Consider the following 18,945-nt stretch of genomic DNA (forward strand, 5'->3'; position numbering starts at 1 on the left):
AGGGAACGACGATGAACGCACAAGAAGCCAATTTCGACGGGCTCGTCGGCCCGACCCACAACTACGCCGGCCTGTCGTTCGGCAACGTGGCGTCGCTCAACAACGAGAAGTCGGCCGCGAACCCGAAGGCCGCCGCGAAGCAGGGGCTGCGCAAGATGAAGCAGCTCGCGGATCTCGGCTTCGCGCAAGGCGTGCTGCCGCCGCAGGAGCGGCCGTCGCTGCGCCTGTTGCGCGAGCTCGGCTTCTCGGGCAAGGACGCGGACGTGATCGCGAAGGCCGCGAAGCAGGCGCCCGAACTGCTCGCCGCCGCGAGCTCGGCGTCGGCGATGTGGACCGCGAACGCGGCCACCGTCAGCCCATCGGCCGACACGAGCGACGGCCGCGTGCACTTCACGCCGGCGAACCTCTGCAGCAAGCTGCATCGCGCGATCGAACACGAAGCGACGCGCCGCACGCTGTCGACGCTGTTCGCCGATCCCGCGCACTTCGCGGTGCACGAAGCGCTGACCGGCACGCCGGCACTCGGCGACGAAGGCGCGGCGAACCACACGCGCTTCTGTGCCGAATACGGCAAGCCGGGCATCGAGTTCTTCGTGTACGGCCGCGCGGAATATCGCCGCGGCCCCGAGCCGAAGCGCTTCCCGGCACGCCAGACCTTCGAGGCGAGCCGCGCGGTCGCGCATCGCCACGGGCTCGCCGAGGAGGCGACGGTGTATGCGCAGCAGGACCCGGACGTGATCGACGCGGGCGTGTTCCACAACGACGTGATCTCGGTCGGCAACCGCGACACGCTGTTCACGCACGAGCGCGCGTTCGTCAACAAGCAGGCGATCTACGACACGCTGACCGCCGCGCTCGACGCACGCGGCGCGCGCCTGAACGTGATCGAGGTGCCCGAGGCGGCCGTGAGCGTGAACGACGCGGTCACGTCGTATCTGTTCAACAGCCAGCTGCTGTCGCGCGCGGACGGCTCGCAGGTGCTCGTCGTGCCGCAGGAATGCCGCGAGAACGGGAACGTCGCGGCCTATCTCGACGAACTCGCGGCCGGCAACGGCCCGATTCACGACGTGCTCGTGTTCGACCTGCGCGAAAGCATGAAGAACGGCGGCGGCCCGGCGTGCCTGCGCCTGCGTGTCGTGCTCAACGACGCGGAACGCGCGGCCGTCACGTCGAACGTGTGGATCAACGACACGCTTTTCACGTCGCTCGACACGTGGATCGACCGGCACTATCGCGATCGCCTCGCACCGGAAGACCTCGCCGATCCGGCGCTGCTCGACGAATCGCGCACGGCGCTCGACGAGCTCACGCAGATCCTGCGCGTCGGTTCGCTGTATGACTTCCAGCGCTGAGGCACGGATGCCGGCCAACGTGCTGCTCGACGACTTCCTCGCATTCACGCTGGCCGGTAGCGCGCCGTCCGTGACGGACGGCATCTGCGCGGCCGGCGCCGTGCGCTGGTCATGGCGCGGCGACGGTCTGCTCGCGCTCGAACCGGCCGCGGCCGCCGGCGCGGCCCGCCCGAGCGTGCTCGTGTCGGCCGGCGTGCACGGCGACGAGACGGCGCCGATCGAGCTGCTGTCGATGCTCGTGCGCGATCTCGCATCGGGCGCGCTGCCGCTCGCGTGCCGGCTGCTCGTCGTCCTCGGCAACGTGCCGGCGATGCGTGCCGGCGAGCGTTATCTCGACGACGACCTGAACCGCCTGTTCAGCGGCCGTCATGCGCAGGTGCCCGCCAGCCGCGAAGCACCGCGCGCCGCGCAGCTGGAAGCGGCCGCCGCCGCGTTCTTCTCGGACGCGCCGGCCGGCGCCGCGCGCTGGCACATCGACATGCACACGGCGATCCGCGCGTCGGTGTTCGAGCAGTTCGCACTGCTGCCGCACACGGGCACGCCGCCGACGCGCACGATGTTCGAATGGCTCGGCGACGCGCGCATCGCGGCCGTGCTGCTGCATACCGCGAAGGGCAATACGTATTCGCATTTCACGGCCGAGCACTGCGGCGCGCTCGCGTGCACGCTGGAACTCGGCAAGGTGCGTCCGTTCGGCCAGAACGACCTGACGCGCTTCGCATCGGCCGATCGCGCGGTGCGCCAGCTCGTGTCGGGCGCGGGCGGAGATGCGGCCGCGCAGGGCGATCATCCGCCGCTGCCGCGCGTGTTCACGGTGATCGACCAGATCACGAAGCAGAGCGATGCGCTGGAGCTGTTCGTCGCGGCCGACGTCGCGAACTTCACCGCGTTTGCACGCGGCACGGTGCTCGCGCAGGACGGCGACTACCGCTACACGGTGACGCACGACGAGGAACGGATCGTTTTTCCGAACCCGACCGTGAAGCCGGGCCTGCGCGCGGGCCTGCTCGTCGTCGACACGACGCGCGAGACGCTCGCGGCGCTCGTTTGAGCGCGTGTCCCGACCGGCTGCCGATTGCGCTGCCGCGACGGCACGCGGCGCGCGCCTGACCCGCAACCCGTCGGTATCCCGTCGTCGCCCGCATGCCGGGGCTGACGGCAGGCGCCCCCCGGCTTGCGTATTTGCGACACCGTCTTGCAAGTTCGGCGGCTCGCCTGACCGGCGCCGCGCACGCAGCGCAGCATCGGGCGACGTCGCCCGCTTTGCCATATCGGGCCGCGCGGATTGGTACAATCGCGGCCTTGCGGCTGTTGCGCCGCATCACGGCGTGGCATCGCGATTGTCGTGGTCATCCGACCCTGCAATGATGCAAGCGCCCGTAGTTCCGGAACATTCGAGTATCGAGGAGAGCACCTGATGAAGTTGGATTGGCGTAAAGTGGCCGCGCATGCGGTGGTGGCGGCATCGGCGGTGGCGGCAGGCAGTGCGGTTGCCGCGGATCTGAAGGAGATCCGGTTCGGCGTCGAGGCCTCGTACGCACCGTTCGAATACAAGACGCCCGACGGCAAGCTGACCGGCTTCGACATCGACATCGGCAACGCGGTGTGCGCGAAGCTGAAGACGAAGTGCGTGTGGGTCGAGAACGACTTCGACGGCCTGATCCCGGCGCTGCAGGCGCGCAAGTTCGACGCGATCAACTCGGACATGACGATCACCGACCAGCGCAAGCATGCGATCGCGTTCACCGATCCGATCTACACGATTCCGAACCAGCTGATCGCGAAGCAGGGCAGCGGCCTGCTGCCGACCCCGCAATCGCTGAAGGGCAAGCGCGTCGGCGTGCTGCAGGGCACGATCCAGGAAGCGTACGCGAAGAAGAAGTGGGCGCCGGCAGGTGTCGAGGTCGTGCCGTACCAGACGCAGGACCTGGCCTACGCCGACCTGAAGTCCGGCCGTCTCGACGCGACGTTCCAGGACGCGGAAGCCGGTTCGAAGGGCTTCCTGGCGAAGCCGCAAGGCCAGGGCTTCGCGTTCGCGGGCGGTACCGTGAGCGACGCCGAGATCCTCGGCTCGGGCGTCGGTTTCGGCCTGCGCAAGAACGACGCGGCGCTGAAGACCGCGCTCGATCAGGCGCTGAAGGACCTGAAGGCCGACGGCACGATCGACAACCTCGCGAAGAAGTACTTCAGCGTGCCCGTGACGCTCAAGTAAGCGTTGCGTTCGATCGCACGATGCAAGCAGACCGGCCGCTCATGCGGCCGGTTTGCTTTTGCAGGCGGGGAGCGGGATGAATCAGGGTGTCAGACAGGATGTGAAACAGCCGAAAACGGCGGGGAGCGGCCGGCGCCGCGTCACGCCGGAAAGAACCGGCCCAGTTCGCGTGCGAGCTCGTTGAGCACGCCCATCTCCTGCTGCGTGATCTTGCGCGCGGGCTGCGCGCCGGCCCAGTCGCCGTACAGCAGCGCGACGGTCGTCGTGCCGACGCGCACGGGCAGCAGCACGAACGCGCGCGTGTCGTCGAACGCGTCGAGATACCACGCGGGCAGGCGCTTGAGCATCTTCGGCTCCCGTGCCTGCTCGATGAAGATGCCGACCGAGTTCGAGATCGCGAGATGAAACACGTCCGGCTCGAAGCGCTCGTCGAAGCGCAGCCGGTCGAGCATCGTATCGACGCCGGGGCCGAAGCCGAGGCGCGCGGCGAACATGCCGTCGTCGTGACGCACGAACATCACGGTGCGCGTGAACGCGAGGCCGGCCAGCAGGCTTTCCGACGCGAGTGCGAGTACCGGCGTCAGCACGTGCTCGGACGGCAGCGCGCGCAGGTCCGCGAGGCCGGCTTCGAGGCATGCCTCGGGCGCGGCCTGGGCGCGCGCGATCGCATCGGCGTTCGCGCGCAGCTCGACGATCTCGCGCATCACGGTGTCGCTCGCTTCCTCGCGTGCGAGCCGCTCGGCGATCTCGACGAGCGCGTCGGATTCCATGTCGAGTTCCGCGCCGTAGTGCTGCGCCAGCGCCGCGATGCGCGCGTCGCGCTGCGGGCTCGCGGGCATCACCAGTGCGCCCGCGACGTCGGTCGAGCAGCGGCTGATCGCGCGCAGCCAGCGCACGCGGTCGGCCGGGCCGTCATCGGCCGCATGGCCCGCATCGTGGTCGTCAATCTCGTTGCCGAACGCGTCGGCATGGACCATATGGTCGTGATCGGCCATCCCCGCGCGGATCACCTCGGGCAAGCGCCAGCGCGCGGCCGCCTCGAGCCCGATTTCGTCGAAGCCGACGCCGAGCACGTCGATGCAGGCGGCCGTTTCGTCGCCGTTCAGCTCGGCCGCGCGACGGCGGATCCGGTCCCATTCGCTGTCGAGATAGCAGACCACGAGCAGCTTGCCGACCTGGCGCATCAGCGTGCAGACGACGGCTTCCTCGCCCGAGCGCAGCTCGGCGCGCTCCGTGAGCTTGCGCGCGACGCAGCCGGACAGCAGCGCGCGGTTCAGCTCGAGCTTCGCGTCGATGCGCCGCGGCGTACTCTGGTGGAAATGATCGACGAGCTTGAGCCCGACGACCAGGTGGCCGACGGCGTCCATGCCGAGCACCATCAGGGCGCGGGTCACGGTCGTGATGTTGCCGCCGAACGCCATGTACATCGCGGAGTTCGCGAGCCGCAGCACTTTCTGCGTGAGCGCGAAGTCCGACAGCACGACGCGCACGAGTGCGGTGAAGTCGAGGTCGTCGTTCTTCATCGCGGCCATCGTCGCGCGCAGCGATTCCGACAGCAGCGGGAAATCGCCCCGTTCGTTCATCCGGGCCCACAGCTTGTCGAGCAATGCTGTGCGGGGCAGGTGTTCGGTGATTGACATACGGATCTGTCCGGTTCGCCGCGCGTCAGGCGGCGGCGTGCAGGTGCAGCTGATGGGCCTCGAAGCGCCGCGCGAGCTCCTCGGACGGCAGCGCCTGGCAGACGAGCCAGCCCTGGATATGGTTGCAGCCCATCTCCGTCAGCAATTCGCGCTGCGCCTCGGTCTCGACGCCTTCCGCGACGAGTTCGAGATCGAGCGTCTGCGCGAGGCCGACCACCGCCGACACGATCGCGCGGTCGTTGCGCGAGGTCAGCAGGTTCTCGACGAAACTGCGGTCGATCTTCAGCTTCGCGAGCGGGAAGCGCTGCAGGTACGCGAGGCTCGAATAGCCGGTGCCGAAATCGTCGATCGCGAAGCGGATGCCGAGATCGGTCAGCTCCTCGAGCAGCCCCTTCGCCTGCGCGGGATCGTGCATCAGCAGGCTTTCGGTGATCTCGAGCACGATGCGGCGCGGGTCGATGCCCGTCAGCGCGATCGCCTCGCGCACGCTTTGCGTGAAGCGCGGGTCGCGGAACTGCTGCGGCGACACGTTGACCGCCACGTACTGCAGCGCGAGCCCCTGGCGATCCCACGCGACGAGCTGCATGCACGCGGCCTTGAGCACCCAGTTGCCGAGATAGTTGATCAGGCCGATCGATTCGGCGAGCGGAATGAAGGTCGCCGGCGGCACGAGGCCGTGCACCGGATGGCGCCAGCGGATCAGCGCCTCGACGCCGACCACCGCGCCCGACTGGCTGCGCGTGATCGGCTGGAAATGGAGCGAAAACTCGCCGTTGCGCACGCCGTCGTACAGGTCGGCCTCGAGCTTCAGCCGTTCGGCATCCGCCGGGTCGTCGACGGGCGCGTGGAACGCGAGCGCATTGCCACCCGACGCCTTCGCCTGCGCGAGCGCGTGGTCGGCACGGCGCAGCAGCGGGCTGTGGTGCTGCGCGCGATGCGGGGCGGCACGCTCGTCAGGGTAGAGCGCGATGCCGATGCTCGCGGACAGGTGCACGGTCTGCCCCTGGTACACATAGGGCTGGCGCACCGCGGCCTGCAGCCGGCGTGCGAGTGCATCGGCGGCATTGCTCGCCTGCGTGCGGTCCGGCGCACTGAGCACGACCGCGAACTTGTCGCTCGCGACGCGCGCGAGCTGTTCGTTCTGCGTGACGAGCGCCTTCAGCCGCTGCGCGGTTTCGCGCAGCAGCGTGTCACCCGCGTCGTAGCCGAGCGCGCGGTTGATCCGCTGGTAATCGTCGAGGTCGAGCAGCAGCAGTGCCGCGCAGGTGCCGCCTTCGTCGGCGGCCTGCTGCGCGCGCATCAGCGCGGGCACGAGCGCGGACAGGTTGTCGAGGCCCGTCATCGGGTCGTGGTGCATCTCGTAGGTCAGGCGCGCCTCGAGCGCGCGCCACGACGACACGTCGAACGCCGCGATCGCGAACCCGTCGACGCCATGGTGGCGGCTCTTGAATGCGCGGATCTCGACGTCGAGCGGGTAGGTCAGCGATTTCACGATGCACATCGTCGCCTTCTCGACCTGGCCGGAACGCGCGGCGCGCGCAAGCAGGCCTTCGAGCGCCGCGGTATCCTGTTCGGCGATCAGGTCGCGCAGCGTCAGCGTGTGCAGGTAGTCGCGGTGGTAGCCGATGAAGCGCAGGCTTGCGTCCGACACGTAAAGAAAACGCAGTTCGCGGTCGACATGGGCGAGGAAATCCACCGTGCCAACCGTCTGTTCCAGCCAGTTGCGTACGGAGTCGTCGCGGCGCGGGGCGCCGGCGCGCGCGGGCATCAGCGCGCCGCCCGACCAGGCGAAGCGGCGCAGCGTATGCAAGGCGCTGCGCCAGGAGCCCTTGCGTGACGTCTGTTTCCTGTTGGCTTCCATGTTTCTCGCTGACGTGAAGGGCTGGAACCGGTTGTCCGGAAGGAATAACGGCAGACTGTGCGGAATCTTTAACGGGCCGGGCGCGGATGGCGCTGCCGCGGCTCCGAATCGGTCACGCAAGTGTTCGACAGGCGAACGCCCGCGTGACCCACATCGAGGCTGACTTTATAAGAAATGAGGATGCAGATGAAGCGAAAACTGTTGCTGGGCGCCGCCGTGGCGGCGCTGGTGGCCGGTCATGCACTGATGGCGCAGGCGGAACTGAAGCCGGGCGCCGCGGCGCCCGATTTCACGACGCAGGCGTCGCTGGGCGGCAAGACCTACACATACGCGCTCGCGGACGCGCTGAAGCAGGGGCCGGTCGTGCTCTATTTCTATCCGGCCGCGTTCACGAAGGGCTGCACGATCGAGGCGCACGCGTTCGCGGACGCGGTCGACCGTTACAAGGCTTACGGCGCGACGGTGATCGGCGTATCGGCCGACAAGATCGACACGCTGACGAAGTTCTCGGTGAGCGAGTGCCGGAGCAAGTTCCCGGTCGCGGCCGATCCGGACGCGAAGATCATCCGGGAATACGACGCGAAACTGCCGGCGATCGACCGCGCGAACCGCGTGTCCTACGTGATTTCGCCGGAAGGGAAGATTCTCTACGAATACACGAGCATGTCGCCTGACAAGCACGTCGAGAACACGCTCGCCGCCGTGAAGGCGTGGGCCGACGCCCATCCGAAGCAGTAAACGTGAACCGGGGAACCGGGGAACCGCGTGCGTCAAGCGTCGAGGCGGCCCGTCGTGCGGGCCGCCGGTAGGGATCGACGCGCCGCCGCGCGGCGGCGCGCGTGAGGGCGCTAGGCGCGCAAGGCCTGCTCGATCGGCACGCTGCCGCCGACGAAGCCGACGATCTTGCGCGAGATGCCGAGCTTGATCGCCTCGATCGCGGCCCAGGCGACATCCTGGCGTGACACGGGCGGGGCGCCGTCGAACCACGCGTCGGTCAGCGCGATCTTGCCGACGCCCGGATCATCCGTGAGCGGGCCGGGGCGCAGGATCGCGTAGTCGACGCCCGACGCGATCACCCGATCGTCGCCTTCGCGCTTCATCTGCGAATAGTGGCGCAGCGCGTCCGGGCCGAGTTCGGGCCGGTACGCGGACAGCGAGCTGATCACCACGAGCTTCTGTGCGTTGTAGGCCAGCGTGTATTCGGCCGCACGGGCGACCGCGTCGCGGTCGACCTGCTCCTCTTCGGCCGCGCCTTCCGATTCGGCCGAGCCGGCTGCGTAGATCACGTGCGTGATGCCCTGGAATGCGTGCGAGAAATCGTTCGTCAGATCGGCCTCGACCACCCGCGCGCCCGCCAGCGCATAGCCGTGCCGGCGCACGAGCGCCGTGACCTCGAACTCCGGCTGCTTGAGCAGCAGATCCGCGCAGGCCTGGCCCGTTCGGCCGGTCGCGCCAATCAGCAGTACCTTCGTCGTCATGAAACCGCTCCTTGCTCGATGCGTCGTCCTCCCAGATAGGGACGGACGACCGATAACTCAAGTGTAATGTCGATTTGCCCGTGCGGCGGGTGTGTATTAAGGGGCGTACCGGCGGCGGGCCTTCCTGCGGTCATTCGTTCACACGGATGCGGGAATGACGCGCCGACCGGCTATCATGTGCGCGATGCATTTTTCGCCGCTACGTCATACAACGCAGCGGCCCACCGGTTGGAGTACACATGGCATTACCCCTGGACAACGTCAGCATGGCCGTGTTCTGCGACTTCGAGAACGTCGCGCTCGGCGTGCGCGACGCGAAGTACGAGAAGTTCGACATCAAGCCCGTGCTGGAGCGCCTGCTGCTGAAGGGCAGCATCGTCGTGAAGAAGGCCTATTGCGACTGGGATCGCTACAAGGGCTTCAAGGCGTCGATGCACGAAGCGAGCTTCGAGCTGATCGAGATTCCGCACGTGCGCCAGTCGGGCAAGAATTCGGCCGACATCCGGCTTGTCGTGGACGCGCTCGACCTCTGTTACACGAAGTCGCACGTCGATACGTTCGTGATCATCAGCGGCGATTCGGATTTTTCGCCGCTGGTGTCGAAGCTGCGCGAGAACGCGAAGAAGGTGATCGGCGTCGGCGTGAAGAAATCGACGTCGGACCTGCTGGTCGCGAACTGCGACGAATTCATCTTCTACGACGATCTGGTACGTGAGCAGCAGCGCACGCTCGCGAAGCGCGAACAGCAGCAGCGCGCAGGCAACGGCGGTGCGAAGCGGCCGGACGAGCCGTCGGCGTCGCGCAAGCACGACCTGGACGCGCGCAAGGCCGAGGCGATCGCGCTGGCCGTGGAGACGTTCGACGCGCTCGCGTCGGAGCGGGACGACGTCGGCAAGATCTGGGCGTCGGTGCTGAAGAGCGCGATCAAGCGTCGCAAGCCGGATTTCAACGAGTCGTACTACGGATTCCGCGCGTTCGGCAACCTGCTCGACGAGGCGCAGGCGCGCGGCCTGCTCGAAGTGGGGCGTGACGACAAGTCGGGCGCGTTCGTGTCGCGGGCACGCCAGTCGGTGGCCGCGGAGCAGGTGGCGCACGCCGGCGAAGGCGGGGCCGCACACCACGGCGGTCACCACGGCGCGCGCGCGGCGGAGCCGGCGCGGGCCGGCCGCGAGCCGCGACGTCGCGAGCAGCGGGCGGACGCCGTCGTGCACGAAACCGCGCAGGTCGACGCGGACGACGCGGCGATGGCCGAATCGGCCGGAGCCGCCGAAATCGCGGCAGTCGTGCCGGCTGAAACGACCCAAGCCGTGGAAGCGGTGGAAGCAGCCGAGGCGCACGGCGACGCGAAGGATGGCCGCAAGCGTGCGCGCAAGAGCGCGGCGAAGAAGACCGGCGCGAAGAAGGGTGCCGCCGCGAAGAGCGCAGGCCGTGAGTCGGCCGGGAGGCCGGACGACGCCGGGCATGGCGCGGCGAAGCACGGCGGCGACCAGCACGCGCACGGCAAGCATGCGGGCGACACGCATCGCGACCCGGAGCAGGGCGACATGTGGCCCGCCGCGGTGACGCACACCGAGCCGTCGGCCGGCGACGTCGGCGGCGAGGTGGCTGCCGCGCCGGCCGAGGCGGCTGTCGAGGCGTCCGCCGAAGCCAAGCCGAAGAAACCGGCCCGCAAGGCGGCACCGCGCGCGCGGCGTCCGCGCAAGACGGCGGCAGCGGCCGAGTAATGGTCGTGTAATGGTCGAGTAGTGGCCGAGTAGTGGCCGAGGTAACGGCCGAACAACGGCCGAGCCGGGTAATGGCCCGGTAACGGCCGCCGGCCGGGTGTCGTCCGAAGCAGGTCGGCACGCGGGCCGGTTTCTCGCAGTGCAACAGCGGCCGGCGCAATGCCGGCCCTTCAGCCGAGCTGACCGTTCACCGCATAAGGCTGCGTCATCACTTCGAGGAAGTGGCCGTCCGGATCGTCGAAATACACGCCGCGGCCGCCGTTGTGGCGGTAGATGTCATCGGGTTGCCGCTTCGCGGGATCTGCCCAGTGCGGCAGCCCGCGCTCGCGGATGCGTGCCAGCACGCGATCGAAGCCGGCTTCGTCGAGCAGGAACGCGTAATGCTGCGACCGGATGTCCCCCGCCTGTTCGTAGAAATCGAGCGACACGCCGTTGTCGAGCGGTACGACCAGCATCGCGCCGAACGGCGTCGGCGGCGGCAGTTCCAGAAGCTCGGTGAGGAAGCGGCTCGACGCGCGCTTGTCGCGACACCAGACGATCGTATGGTTGAGCTGGACGTTCATGGCGTGTCCCCGTGAGGGGGCCCGCGGTGGGCATGGACTCACGATAGCCGATCGCTGCGGATGCGCAAGCGCGGCAAGCGGCCGCCCGGCGGGCGGCCGCTTCCATCACTCCCCGGCGACGGCCGGGCCGCCGGAATTCCCGCGGCGGTTGCGCCGCTTCTCGGCCCAGACGCGGAAACGGTCCATGTACAGGTAGACGACCGGCGTCGTATAGAGCGTCAGCACCTGCGACACGATCAGGCCGCCGGCGATCGCGATCCCGAGCGGCGCGCGCAGCTCGGCGCCGTCGCCGCTGCCGAACGCGAGCGGCAGTGCGCCGAACAGCGCGGCCATCGTCGTCATCATGATCGGGCGGAAGCGCAGCAGGCACGCCTCGTGGATCGCTTCGAGCGACGATTTGCCGTAATTGCGCGTCTGGTCGATCGCGAAGTCGACCATCATGATCGCGTTCTTCTTCACGATACCGATCAGCAGGATCACGCCGATCAGCGCGATGATGCTGAACTCGGTCTTGAACAGCAGCAGCGCGAGCAGCGCACCGACACCGGCCGACGGCAGCGTCGACAGGATCGTGATCGGGTGGATGTAGCTCTCGTACAGGATCCCGAGCACGATATAGACGGCCAGCAGCGCCGCGAGGATCAGGATCGGCTGGTCGTTCAGCGACTGCTGGAACGCCTGCGCGGTGCCCTGGAAGCTGCCGACGATCGTCGGCGGCACGCCGACCTGCGCCATCGTCTGGTAGATCACCTGCGTCGCCTGCGACAGCGACACGCCGGGCGGCAGGTTGAACGAGATCGTCGTCGCGACGAACAGCCCCTGGTGGTTGACCGACAGCGGTGTCGTGCTCGGCCCGAACGTCGCGATCGCCGACAGCGGGATCATCGTCGACTTCGACGTCGACACCGACGCACCCGACGACGCGCTCGACTTGCCGCTCGCCGCGATCGCGTTGAGCGCCTGGTTGCGCGCGGAGTCCGACGCGATCGCCGCGGCGCTCTGCGCGGCCGTGCCGGCGCTCGACGTGCCGGCCGACGTCGCGACGTAGGTGCCGGCCGCCGCGTTGGTGGTCTGCGAGCCGTTCGCGCTGCCGCCCGACGTGCTGACCCACACCTGGTTCAGCATCTCGGGGCTCTGCCAGTATTTCGGCGCGACTTCCATCACCACGTGGTACTGGTTCAGCGGGTTGTAGATCGTCGAGACCTGGCGCTGGCCGAATGCGTCGTACAGCGTATTGTCGATCTGCGCGGGCTTGATGCCGAACCGCGCGGCCGTCGCGCGGTCGATCGTCACCATCGCCTCGAGGCCACCTTGCTGCTGGTCCGAGTTCACGTCGGTCAGCTCGGGGCGCTTCTGCAGCGCTTCGGTCAGGATCGGCCCCCACTTGTACAGGTCGGCGCTCGAATCGCCGAGCAGCGTGAACTGATACTGCGCGTTGCTCTGCCGGCCGCCGACGCGGATGTCCTGTGCCGCCTGCAGGAACGTGCGCGCACCCGCGACGTCCGCCAGCGGCGGGCGCAGTTGCTGGATCACCTGGTCGGCCGTCAGCTTGCGCTCGGTACGATCCTTCAGCGTGACGAACATGAAGCCCGAGTTGGTCTGCGTGCCGCCGGTGAAGCCCGCGACGCTCTTCACGTTCGGGTTGCCCTGCACGATCCGCATCATCTCGGAGAACTTCAGCTTCATCGCCTGGAACGACGTCGACTGGTCGGCCTGGATGCCGCCGATCATCAGCCCGGTGTCCTGCTGCGGGAAAAAGCCCTTCGGCACGACGACGTACAGGTAGGCGTTCAGCACGATCGTTGCGACGAGCGTCAGCAGGATCAGCAGCGGCCGGCGCAGCGCCCACGACAGCGAGCGTTCGTAACCGCGCTGCATGCGGCTGAAACAGCGTTCCAGGAATCGCGCGAAGCGGCCTTCGCTCTGCGGTTCGTGCGACTCGGGGAGCAGGCGCGCGCACATCATCGGCGTGACGGTGAGCGACACCGCGAGCGACACGGCGATCGCAAGCGACAGCGTCAGCGCGAACTCGCGGAACAGGCGCCCGACGATGCCGCCCATCAGCAGGATCGGGAGGAACACCGCGACGAGCGAAATGCTCATCGACAGCACCGTGAAGCCGACCTCGCGCGCGCCGTCGAACGCGGCCTGCATGCGCGACTTGCCGTTCTCGATATGCCGCGAGATGTTCTCGAGCACGACGATCGCATCGTCGACGACGAAGCCTGTCGCGACGATCAGCGCCATCAGCGACAGGTTGTCGATCGAGAAGCCGAGCAGGTACATTGCGCCGAACGTGCCGACGATCGAGATCGGCACCGCGACGCTCGGGATCAGCGTCGCGCGCCAGTTGCGCAGGAACAGGAACACGACCATCACGACGAGGCTGATCGCGATCAGCAGCGTGTGTTCGGTGTCCTTCAGCGACGCGCGGATGGTGGTCGAGCGGTCGAGCACGGGCGTGACCGTGATGTCGGCCGGCAGCGACGCGGTGAGCTGCGGCAGCGCCGCGCGCACGCGGTCGATCGTATCGATGATGTTCGCGCCGGGCGAGCGGTAGAGGATCACGAGCACCGCGCGCTTGCCGTTCGACAGGCCGAGGTTGCGGAGATCCTCGACCGAATCGACGACGTCGGACAGGTCGGACAGCCGCACGGCCGCGCCGTTGCGATACGCGACGACGAGGTCGCGGTATTGCGACGCCTCGGAAGCCTGGTCGTTCGTATAGAGCTGGTAGCGCTGCGGGCCGAACTCGATCGCGCCCTTCGGCGCGTTGGCGTTCGCGGAGGCGAGCGCCGCGCGCACGTCCTCGAGGCCGATCCCGTAGTGGAACAGCGCCTGCGGCTCGAGCTCGACGCGCACGGCCGGGTTCGCGGAGCCGCTCACCGACACCTGGCCGATCCCGTCGATCTGCGACAGCGACTGCTGCAGCACCGTCGACGCGGCGTCGTACAGCTTCGCGGGCGACGAGGTTTCCGACGTCAGCGACACGACCATGATCGGCGAGTCGGCCGGGTTGACCTTGCGGTAGGTCGGGTTGCTCTTCAGCGCGGCGGGCAGGTCGGCGCGCGCCGCGTTGATCGCGGCCTGCACGTCGCGGGCGGCGCCGTCGATGTCGCGGTTCAGGCCGAACTGCAGGATGATCCGGGCATTGCCGACCGTGCTCGTCGACGTCATTTCGGAGACGTCGGCGATCGAGCCGAGGTGCCGCTCCAGCGGGCTCGTCACGCTGGTCGCGACGGTCTCGGGGCTCGCGCCGGGCAGCGACGCCTGCACCGAGATGGTGGGGAAGTCGACCTGCGGCAGCGGCGACACCGGCAGCTTGACGAACGCGAACAGGCCCGCGAGCGCGACGCCGATCGCGAGCAGCGTCGTCGCGACGGGGCGCGTGATGAAGGGGCGCGACAGGTTCATGTCGGCACTCGCTGGGCCGCCGCGTGTTCCGACGGATGCGTTTTCGGGAGATGGGGGGGCTGCGCCCCCCCACGCGAACGAAGTGTGCGTGAGGGTCGTTTCATTTACGCATCCGTGCGCGTGCCGGCTTGCGGGCCGTGGCGCTCGAACCAGCCGCGCACGCGGCGCGCGAGCGAGTCGAAGCCGAGGTAGATCACGGGCGTCGTGAACAGCGTCAGCACCTGCGACACGATCAGGCCGCCGGCGATCGCGACCCCGAGCGGCTGGCGCAGCTCGGAGCCCGCGCCGGCGCCGACGATCAGCGGCACCGCGCCGAGCAGCGCGGCGAGCGTCGTCATCAGGATCGGCCTAAAGCGCAGCAGGCACGCCTGGTAGATCGCCTCGCGCGGCGGCTTGCCTTCGACACGTTCGGCCTCGAGCGCGAAGTCGATCATCATGATCGCGTTCTTCTTCACGATACCGATCAGCAGCACGATGCCGATGATCCCGATGATGTCGAGGTCGTGCCCGGTGATCATCAGCGCAAGCAACGCGCCGACGCCGGCCGACGGCAGCGTCGACAGGATCGTGATCGGGTGGATGTAGCTCTCGTACAGCACGCCGAGCACGATGTACATCGTGACGACCGCCGCGAGGATCAGGAACAGCTGGTTCGACAGCGATGCCTGGAACGCGAGCGCCGCGCCCTGGAAGCGCGTCTGGAACGACGCGGGCAGCCCGATGTCCTTCTCGGCGGCGTCGATCGCCTTGACCGCCTCGCCGAGCGACGCGCCTGCGGCGAGGTTGAACGAGACGGTGGTCGACGGGAACTGCGACAGGTGCGCGACCAGGAGCGGCGACGGCCGTTCGTGGAACGACGCGATCGACGCCAGCGGCACCTGGCCGCCGCCCGCCGACGGCAGGTAGATGTCGTTCAGCGATTGCGCGTAGTGCTGCTCCTTCGGCTCGGACTCGAGAATCACGCGGTACTGGTTCGACTGCGTGAAGATCGTCGACACGATGCGCTGGCCGAACGCGTCGTACAGCGCGTTGTCGACGGTCGCCGGCGTGATGCCGAAGCGCGCGGCGCTCGCGCGGTCGATCTCGATGTAGACGGACTGGCCGTTGCTCTGCAGGTCGGTCGCGACGTCGGCGAGCGACGGCTCCTGCTGCAGCCGCGCGACGAGCTTCGGCACCCAGGTCGCGAACTCTTCCGAGTTCGGGCTCGTCAGCATGAACTGGTACTGCGTCGGGCTGACGGTCGAGTCGATCGTCAGATCCTGCACCGGCTGCATGAACAGCGAGATCCCGGTGATGTTCGCCACGCGGTGCTGCAGGTCCCGGATGACCTGCGCGGCCGTTTCGGAACGTTCGTCGCGCGCCTTCAGGTTGATCAGCATCCGGCCGCTGTTCAGCGTGATGTTGCTGCCGTCGACGCCGATGAACGACGTGAGGCTCACGACGTTCGGATCCTTCAGGATCTCGGCCGCGAGCGTCTGCTGGCGCTCGGCCATCGCGCCGTACGAGATCGACTGCGGCGCCTGCGTGATCGCCTGGATCACGCCGGTGTCCTGCGCGGGGAAGAAGCCCTTCGGCACGTACACGTACAGCAGGCCCGTCAGCGCGAGCGTCAGCAGCGCGACGACGAGCGTCGAGCGCTGGCGGTTCAGCACCCATTCGAGCGCGACCGCGTAGCGCGCGATCACCCAGTCGATCGCCTGGTGCACGCGCGCCTCGAAGCGGTGGCTCTCGGGCGGGGGCGAATGGCGCAGCAGCTTCGCGCACATCATCGGCACGAGCGTGAGCGACACGATCGCCGAGATCACGATCGTCACCGCGAGCGTGATCGCGAATTCATGGAAGAGGCGCCCGACCACGTCGCCCATGAACAGCAGCGGGATCAGCACCGCGATCAGCGACACCGTCAGCGAGATGATCGTGAAGCCGATCTGCTTCGAGCCCTTCAGCGCGGCCTCGAGCCCCGATTCGCCTTCCTCGACGTAGCGCGCGATGTTCTCGATCATCACGATCGCGTCGTCGACGACGAAGCCGGTCGCGATGGTGAGCGCCATCAGCGACAGGTTGTTCAGCGAGAAGCCGGCCATGTACATCACCGCGAGCGTGCCGATCAGCGACAGCGGCACCGACAGGCTCGGGATGATCGTCGCGTAGATGTTCGCGAGGAACAGGTACATCACGAGCACGACGAGCCCGACCGCGACCAGCAGCTCGAACTGCACGTCGCGCACGGCGGCGCGGATCATCGTCGTACGGTCGGTGACGATCTGCACGTCGAGCGCGGCCGGCAGCGTTTCCTGCAGCTTCGGCAACTGCGCCTTGATCGCGTCGACGGTCGCGATCACGTTCGCGCCCGGCTGGCGCTGCACGTTCAGGATGATCGCGGGTTCCGAATTCACCCACGCGCCGAGCTTGGTGTTCTCCGAGCCGGCGACGACCGTCGCGACGTCGGTGAGCATCACTGGGCGGCCGCCCTTGTACGCGACGACCGCGCTGTTGTATTGATCGGCGCTCGTGAGCTGGTCGTTCGCGTTGATCGTGTACGCGCGCGTCGGGCCGTCGAAGTTGCCCTTCGGCGTGTTCACGTTCAGGTTCGAGATCGTCGTGCGCAGGTCGTCGAGGTTCATCCCGTACTTCGCGAGCGCGGTCGGGTTCGCCTGGATCCGCACGGCCGGGCGGTTGCCGCCCGACAGGCTGACGAGGCCGACGCCCGCGATCTGCGAGATCTTCATCGCGAGGCGCGTGTCGGCGAGGTCCTGCACCTGCGTGAGCGGCAGCGTCTTCGACGTGACGGCGAGCGTGATCACCGGCGCGTCGGCCGGGTTGACCTTCGCATAGATCGGCGGGGCAGGGAGGTCGGACGGCAGCAGGTTGCCGGCCGCGTTGATCGCGGCCTGCACTTCCTGTTCGGCGATGTCGAGCGGCAGGTCGAGCGAGAACTGCAGCGTGATCACGGACGAGCCGGCCGAACTCTGCGACGACATCTGGTTCAGCGACGGCATCTGCCCGAACTGCCGTTCGAGTGGCGCGGTGACCGACGAGGTCATCACTTCCGGGCTCGCGCCCGGGTAGAAGGTCTGGACCTGGATCGTCGGATAGTCGACTTCCGGCAGTGCGGCGAGCGGCAGGAAGCGCAGCGCGACGAGACCGGCCAGCATGATCGCCGCCATCAGGAGGGCGGTGCCGACCGGCCGGAGAATGAAAAGGCGGGATGGATTCATCGAGCGGCCCGCGCGTTACTGGGCCGCGGGGGCCGCTGCCTGCGACGCGCCGTGCCGGTGTCCGCCGCGCTGGCCGCCGGCGCCCGATGCACCCGACGCCGCACCGGCGCCGCGCGCGCCCGACGCGCCTTTCGGCTTGTCGGCCGGGATCGAGATCTTCGCGCCTTCGCGCAGGCGGTCGGAGCCGTCGGTCACCACGCGTTCGCCGAGCGACACGCCGCTGACGATGCTCGTGCGTTCGCCGTCGACCGGGCCGACCGTGACCTTGCGCACCGTCACCGTGTTGTCGGGTTTCACGACGTAGACGAACTGGCCGATCGAGCCGGTCAGCACGGCGGAGGTCGGCACGATCGTCGCGTTGCGCATCACGTCGACGAGCAGCCGCGTGTTCACGAACTGATTCGGGAACAGCATGCCTTCCTTGTTATCGAAGTTCGCGCGCAGCTTGACCGTGCCGGTGCTCGTGTCGATCTGGTTGTCGAGCGTCGCGAGCGAGCCCGTCTCGAGCGGCACCGTGTTGTTGCGGTTGTACGCGGTGACCGACAGCTTCTGGCCCGCGTTCACCTGCTTGAGGATCTGCGGCAGGTTGTCCTCCGACGTCGTGAAGATCACGCTCATCGGCTGCAACTGCGTGATCACGACGATGCCGTTGGCATCGCCCGGCGTCACGTAGTTGCCGGGGTCGACCTGGCGCAGGCCGACGCGGCCCGACACCGGCGCGGTGATGCGCGCATACGTGAGGTTCAGCTTCGCGGAATCGATCGCGGCCTGGTCGGTCTTCACCGCGCCTTCGTATTGCTTGACGAGTGAGGCCTGCGTATCGACCGTCTGCGACGCGATCGAATCCTGCGACAGCAGCGTCTGGTAGCGCTTCAGGTCGAGGCGGGCCGTCGCGAGCAGCGCCGAGTCGCGCGCGTGCGTGCCTTCGGCGTTCTCGAGCGACACCTGGTACGGGCGCGGGTCGATCTGCGCGAGCACGTCGCCTTTCCTGACGATCTGGCCTTCCTGGAACGAGACCGACTGCAGGTAGCCCGACAGCTGCGTCTTGACCGTCACGTTCGCGAGCGGCGTGACGGTGCCGAGCGCGGACAGCACGATCGGCATTTCGCCCTGCGTCGCGGTCGCGACCTGCACGGGCTGCGGAATGTTCGCCATCGCGGCGGGGCCGCCTCGGCCGCGGTGGCCGCCGCCACCGGCGGCGCTTGCACCCGCGCCCGTCGCGGCACTGCCGGCCGCCGGCGTGCGGTTCCACGGGTGCCACCACAGCAGGCCGCCGATGACGACGACCGCAAGCGCCCCGGCCATCAGCGTGCGGCGCGGGCGTCGTGCGGCGGGAGACGCGGGGTCGTTCGAAGGAGGCGTGGGCTTTTGTTCGTTATCCATCGTGTTCTGTCAGGAAGACGGCGCGGCGTGCCGGAAATCGGACTGCTGGGCTGCGCGTGGGCGGGCGGTGCCGGGAGGGGGCGCCCGGCTCGGTCCGGGG

The 18,945-nt window shown here is 68.3% G+C and carries 12 protein-coding genes; 5 read left to right on the forward strand and 7 right to left on the reverse strand.

Annotation, left to right across the window (positions count from 1 at the left end; all coding sequences use genetic code 11):
* Positions 1-11 precede the first annotated feature (11 nt).
* From astB to DPV79_RS05650, 3 genes are all read left to right on the forward strand, one after another.
* Positions 12-1,352, forward strand: coding sequence for an N-succinylarginine dihydrolase (gene astB, locus DPV79_RS05635; RefSeq protein ID WP_021163198.1), 1,341 nt, complete (start codon positions 12-14; stop codon positions 1,350-1,352).
* Positions 1,353-1,359: 7 nt separating this feature from the next.
* Complete coding sequence (gene astE / locus DPV79_RS05640; RefSeq protein WP_208866708.1) at positions 1,360-2,403, forward strand: succinylglutamate desuccinylase; 1,044 nt, start codon at positions 1,360-1,362, stop codon at positions 2,401-2,403.
* Between the two features lie 366 nt (positions 2,404-2,769).
* Positions 2,770-3,564, forward strand: coding sequence for an ABC transporter substrate-binding protein (locus tag DPV79_RS05650; RefSeq protein ID WP_048024404.1), 795 nt, complete (start codon positions 2,770-2,772; stop codon positions 3,562-3,564).
* 140 nt (positions 3,565-3,704) lie between these two features.
* Here DPV79_RS05650 and DPV79_RS05655 read toward each other — a convergent pair whose 3' ends face one another.
* Both DPV79_RS05655 and cdpA read right to left on the reverse strand, forming a co-directional pair.
* A complete protein-coding gene (locus tag DPV79_RS05655; protein ID WP_113044980.1) occupies positions 3,705-5,204 on the reverse strand; it encodes an HDOD domain-containing protein in 1,500 nt (499 codons plus the stop codon).
* A gap of 25 nt (positions 5,205-5,229) precedes the next feature.
* A complete protein-coding gene (gene cdpA / locus DPV79_RS05660) occupies positions 5,230-6,972 on the reverse strand; it encodes a cyclic di-GMP phosphodiesterase CdpA (protein WP_194290282.1) in 1,743 nt (580 codons plus the stop codon).
* A gap of 279 nt (positions 6,973-7,251) precedes the next feature.
* On the opposite strand from cdpA, the gene DPV79_RS05665 reads away from it, so the two are divergent.
* The gene (locus DPV79_RS05665) at positions 7,252-7,803 is read left to right on the forward strand and encodes a peroxiredoxin (RefSeq protein ID WP_021161764.1); all 552 of its coding nucleotides are present in this window, start codon (positions 7,252-7,254) and stop codon (positions 7,801-7,803) included.
* Positions 7,804-7,913: 110 nt separating this feature from the next.
* Here the strand turns inward: DPV79_RS05665 and DPV79_RS05670 are convergent, their stop codons facing one another.
* On the reverse strand, positions 7,914-8,543 hold the full coding sequence (locus tag DPV79_RS05670; RefSeq protein WP_027787962.1) for an NAD(P)H-binding protein: 630 nt from the start codon (positions 8,541-8,543) through the stop codon (positions 7,914-7,916).
* 239 nt (positions 8,544-8,782) lie between these two features.
* Here DPV79_RS05670 and DPV79_RS05675 point away from each other — a divergent pair, with 239 nt between their 5' ends.
* On the forward strand, positions 8,783-10,267 hold the full coding sequence (locus DPV79_RS05675) for an NYN domain-containing protein (RefSeq protein ID WP_059677593.1): 1,485 nt from the start codon (positions 8,783-8,785) through the stop codon (positions 10,265-10,267).
* Between the two features lie 170 nt (positions 10,268-10,437).
* Here DPV79_RS05675 and DPV79_RS05680 read toward each other — a convergent pair whose 3' ends face one another.
* From DPV79_RS05680 to DPV79_RS05695, 4 genes are all read right to left on the reverse strand, one after another.
* A complete protein-coding gene (locus DPV79_RS05680) occupies positions 10,438-10,830 on the reverse strand; it encodes a VOC family protein (protein WP_113044981.1) in 393 nt (130 codons plus the stop codon).
* A gap of 105 nt (positions 10,831-10,935) precedes the next feature.
* A complete protein-coding gene (locus DPV79_RS05685) occupies positions 10,936-14,244 on the reverse strand; it encodes an efflux RND transporter permease subunit (RefSeq protein ID WP_059677595.1) in 3,309 nt (1,102 codons plus the stop codon).
* 104 nt (positions 14,245-14,348) lie between these two features.
* Entirely contained in the window at positions 14,349-17,462 is a 3,114-nt protein-coding gene (locus DPV79_RS05690) for an MdtB/MuxB family multidrug efflux RND transporter permease subunit (protein WP_060225407.1), read from the reverse strand.
* Between the two features lie 15 nt (positions 17,463-17,477).
* Positions 17,478-18,845, reverse strand: a complete 1,368-nt coding sequence (locus DPV79_RS05695; protein WP_113044982.1) for an MdtA/MuxA family multidrug efflux RND transporter periplasmic adaptor subunit — start codon at positions 18,843-18,845, stop codon at positions 17,478-17,480.
* Positions 18,846-18,945 lie beyond the last annotated feature (100 nt).

Origin of the sequence: Burkholderia reimsis (assembly GCF_003294055.1) — a bacterium.
In the GTDB taxonomy this organism is placed as follows: domain Bacteria; phylum Pseudomonadota; class Gammaproteobacteria; order Burkholderiales; family Burkholderiaceae; genus Burkholderia; species Burkholderia cepacia.

What these genes read in the sequence shown, in the direction of transcription:
- astB (WP_021163198.1), top strand. Translation starts at nt 12, where the DNA reads ATGAACGCACAAGAAGCCAATTTCGACGGGCTCGTCGGCCCGACCCAC.
- astE (WP_208866708.1), top strand. Translation starts at nt 1,360, where the DNA reads ATGCCGGCCAACGTGCTGCTCGACGACTTCCTCGCATTCACGCTGGCC.
- DPV79_RS05650 (WP_048024404.1), top strand. Translation starts at nt 2,770, where the DNA reads ATGAAGTTGGATTGGCGTAAAGTGGCCGCGCATGCGGTGGTGGCGGCA.
- DPV79_RS05655 (WP_113044980.1), bottom strand. Translation starts at nt 5,204, where the DNA reads ATGTCAATCACCGAACACCTGCCCCGCACAGCATTGCTCGACAAGCTG.
- cdpA (WP_194290282.1), bottom strand. Translation starts at nt 6,972, where the DNA reads ATGCCCGCGCGCGCCGGCGCCCCGCGCCGCGACGACTCCGTACGCAAC.
- DPV79_RS05665 (WP_021161764.1), top strand. Translation starts at nt 7,252, where the DNA reads ATGAAGCGAAAACTGTTGCTGGGCGCCGCCGTGGCGGCGCTGGTGGCC.
- DPV79_RS05670 (WP_027787962.1), bottom strand. Translation starts at nt 8,543, where the DNA reads ATGACGACGAAGGTACTGCTGATTGGCGCGACCGGCCGAACGGGCCAG.
- DPV79_RS05675 (WP_059677593.1), top strand. Translation starts at nt 8,783, where the DNA reads ATGGCATTACCCCTGGACAACGTCAGCATGGCCGTGTTCTGCGACTTC.
- DPV79_RS05680 (WP_113044981.1), bottom strand. Translation starts at nt 10,830, where the DNA reads ATGAACGTCCAGCTCAACCATACGATCGTCTGGTGTCGCGACAAGCGC.
- DPV79_RS05685 (WP_059677595.1), bottom strand. Translation starts at nt 14,244, where the DNA reads ATGAACCTGTCGCGCCCCTTCATCACGCGCCCCGTCGCGACGACGCTG.
- DPV79_RS05690 (WP_060225407.1), bottom strand. Translation starts at nt 17,462, where the DNA reads ATGAATCCATCCCGCCTTTTCATTCTCCGGCCGGTCGGCACCGCCCTC.
- DPV79_RS05695 (WP_113044982.1), bottom strand. Translation starts at nt 18,845, where the DNA reads ATGGATAACGAACAAAAGCCCACGCCTCCTTCGAACGACCCCGCGTCT.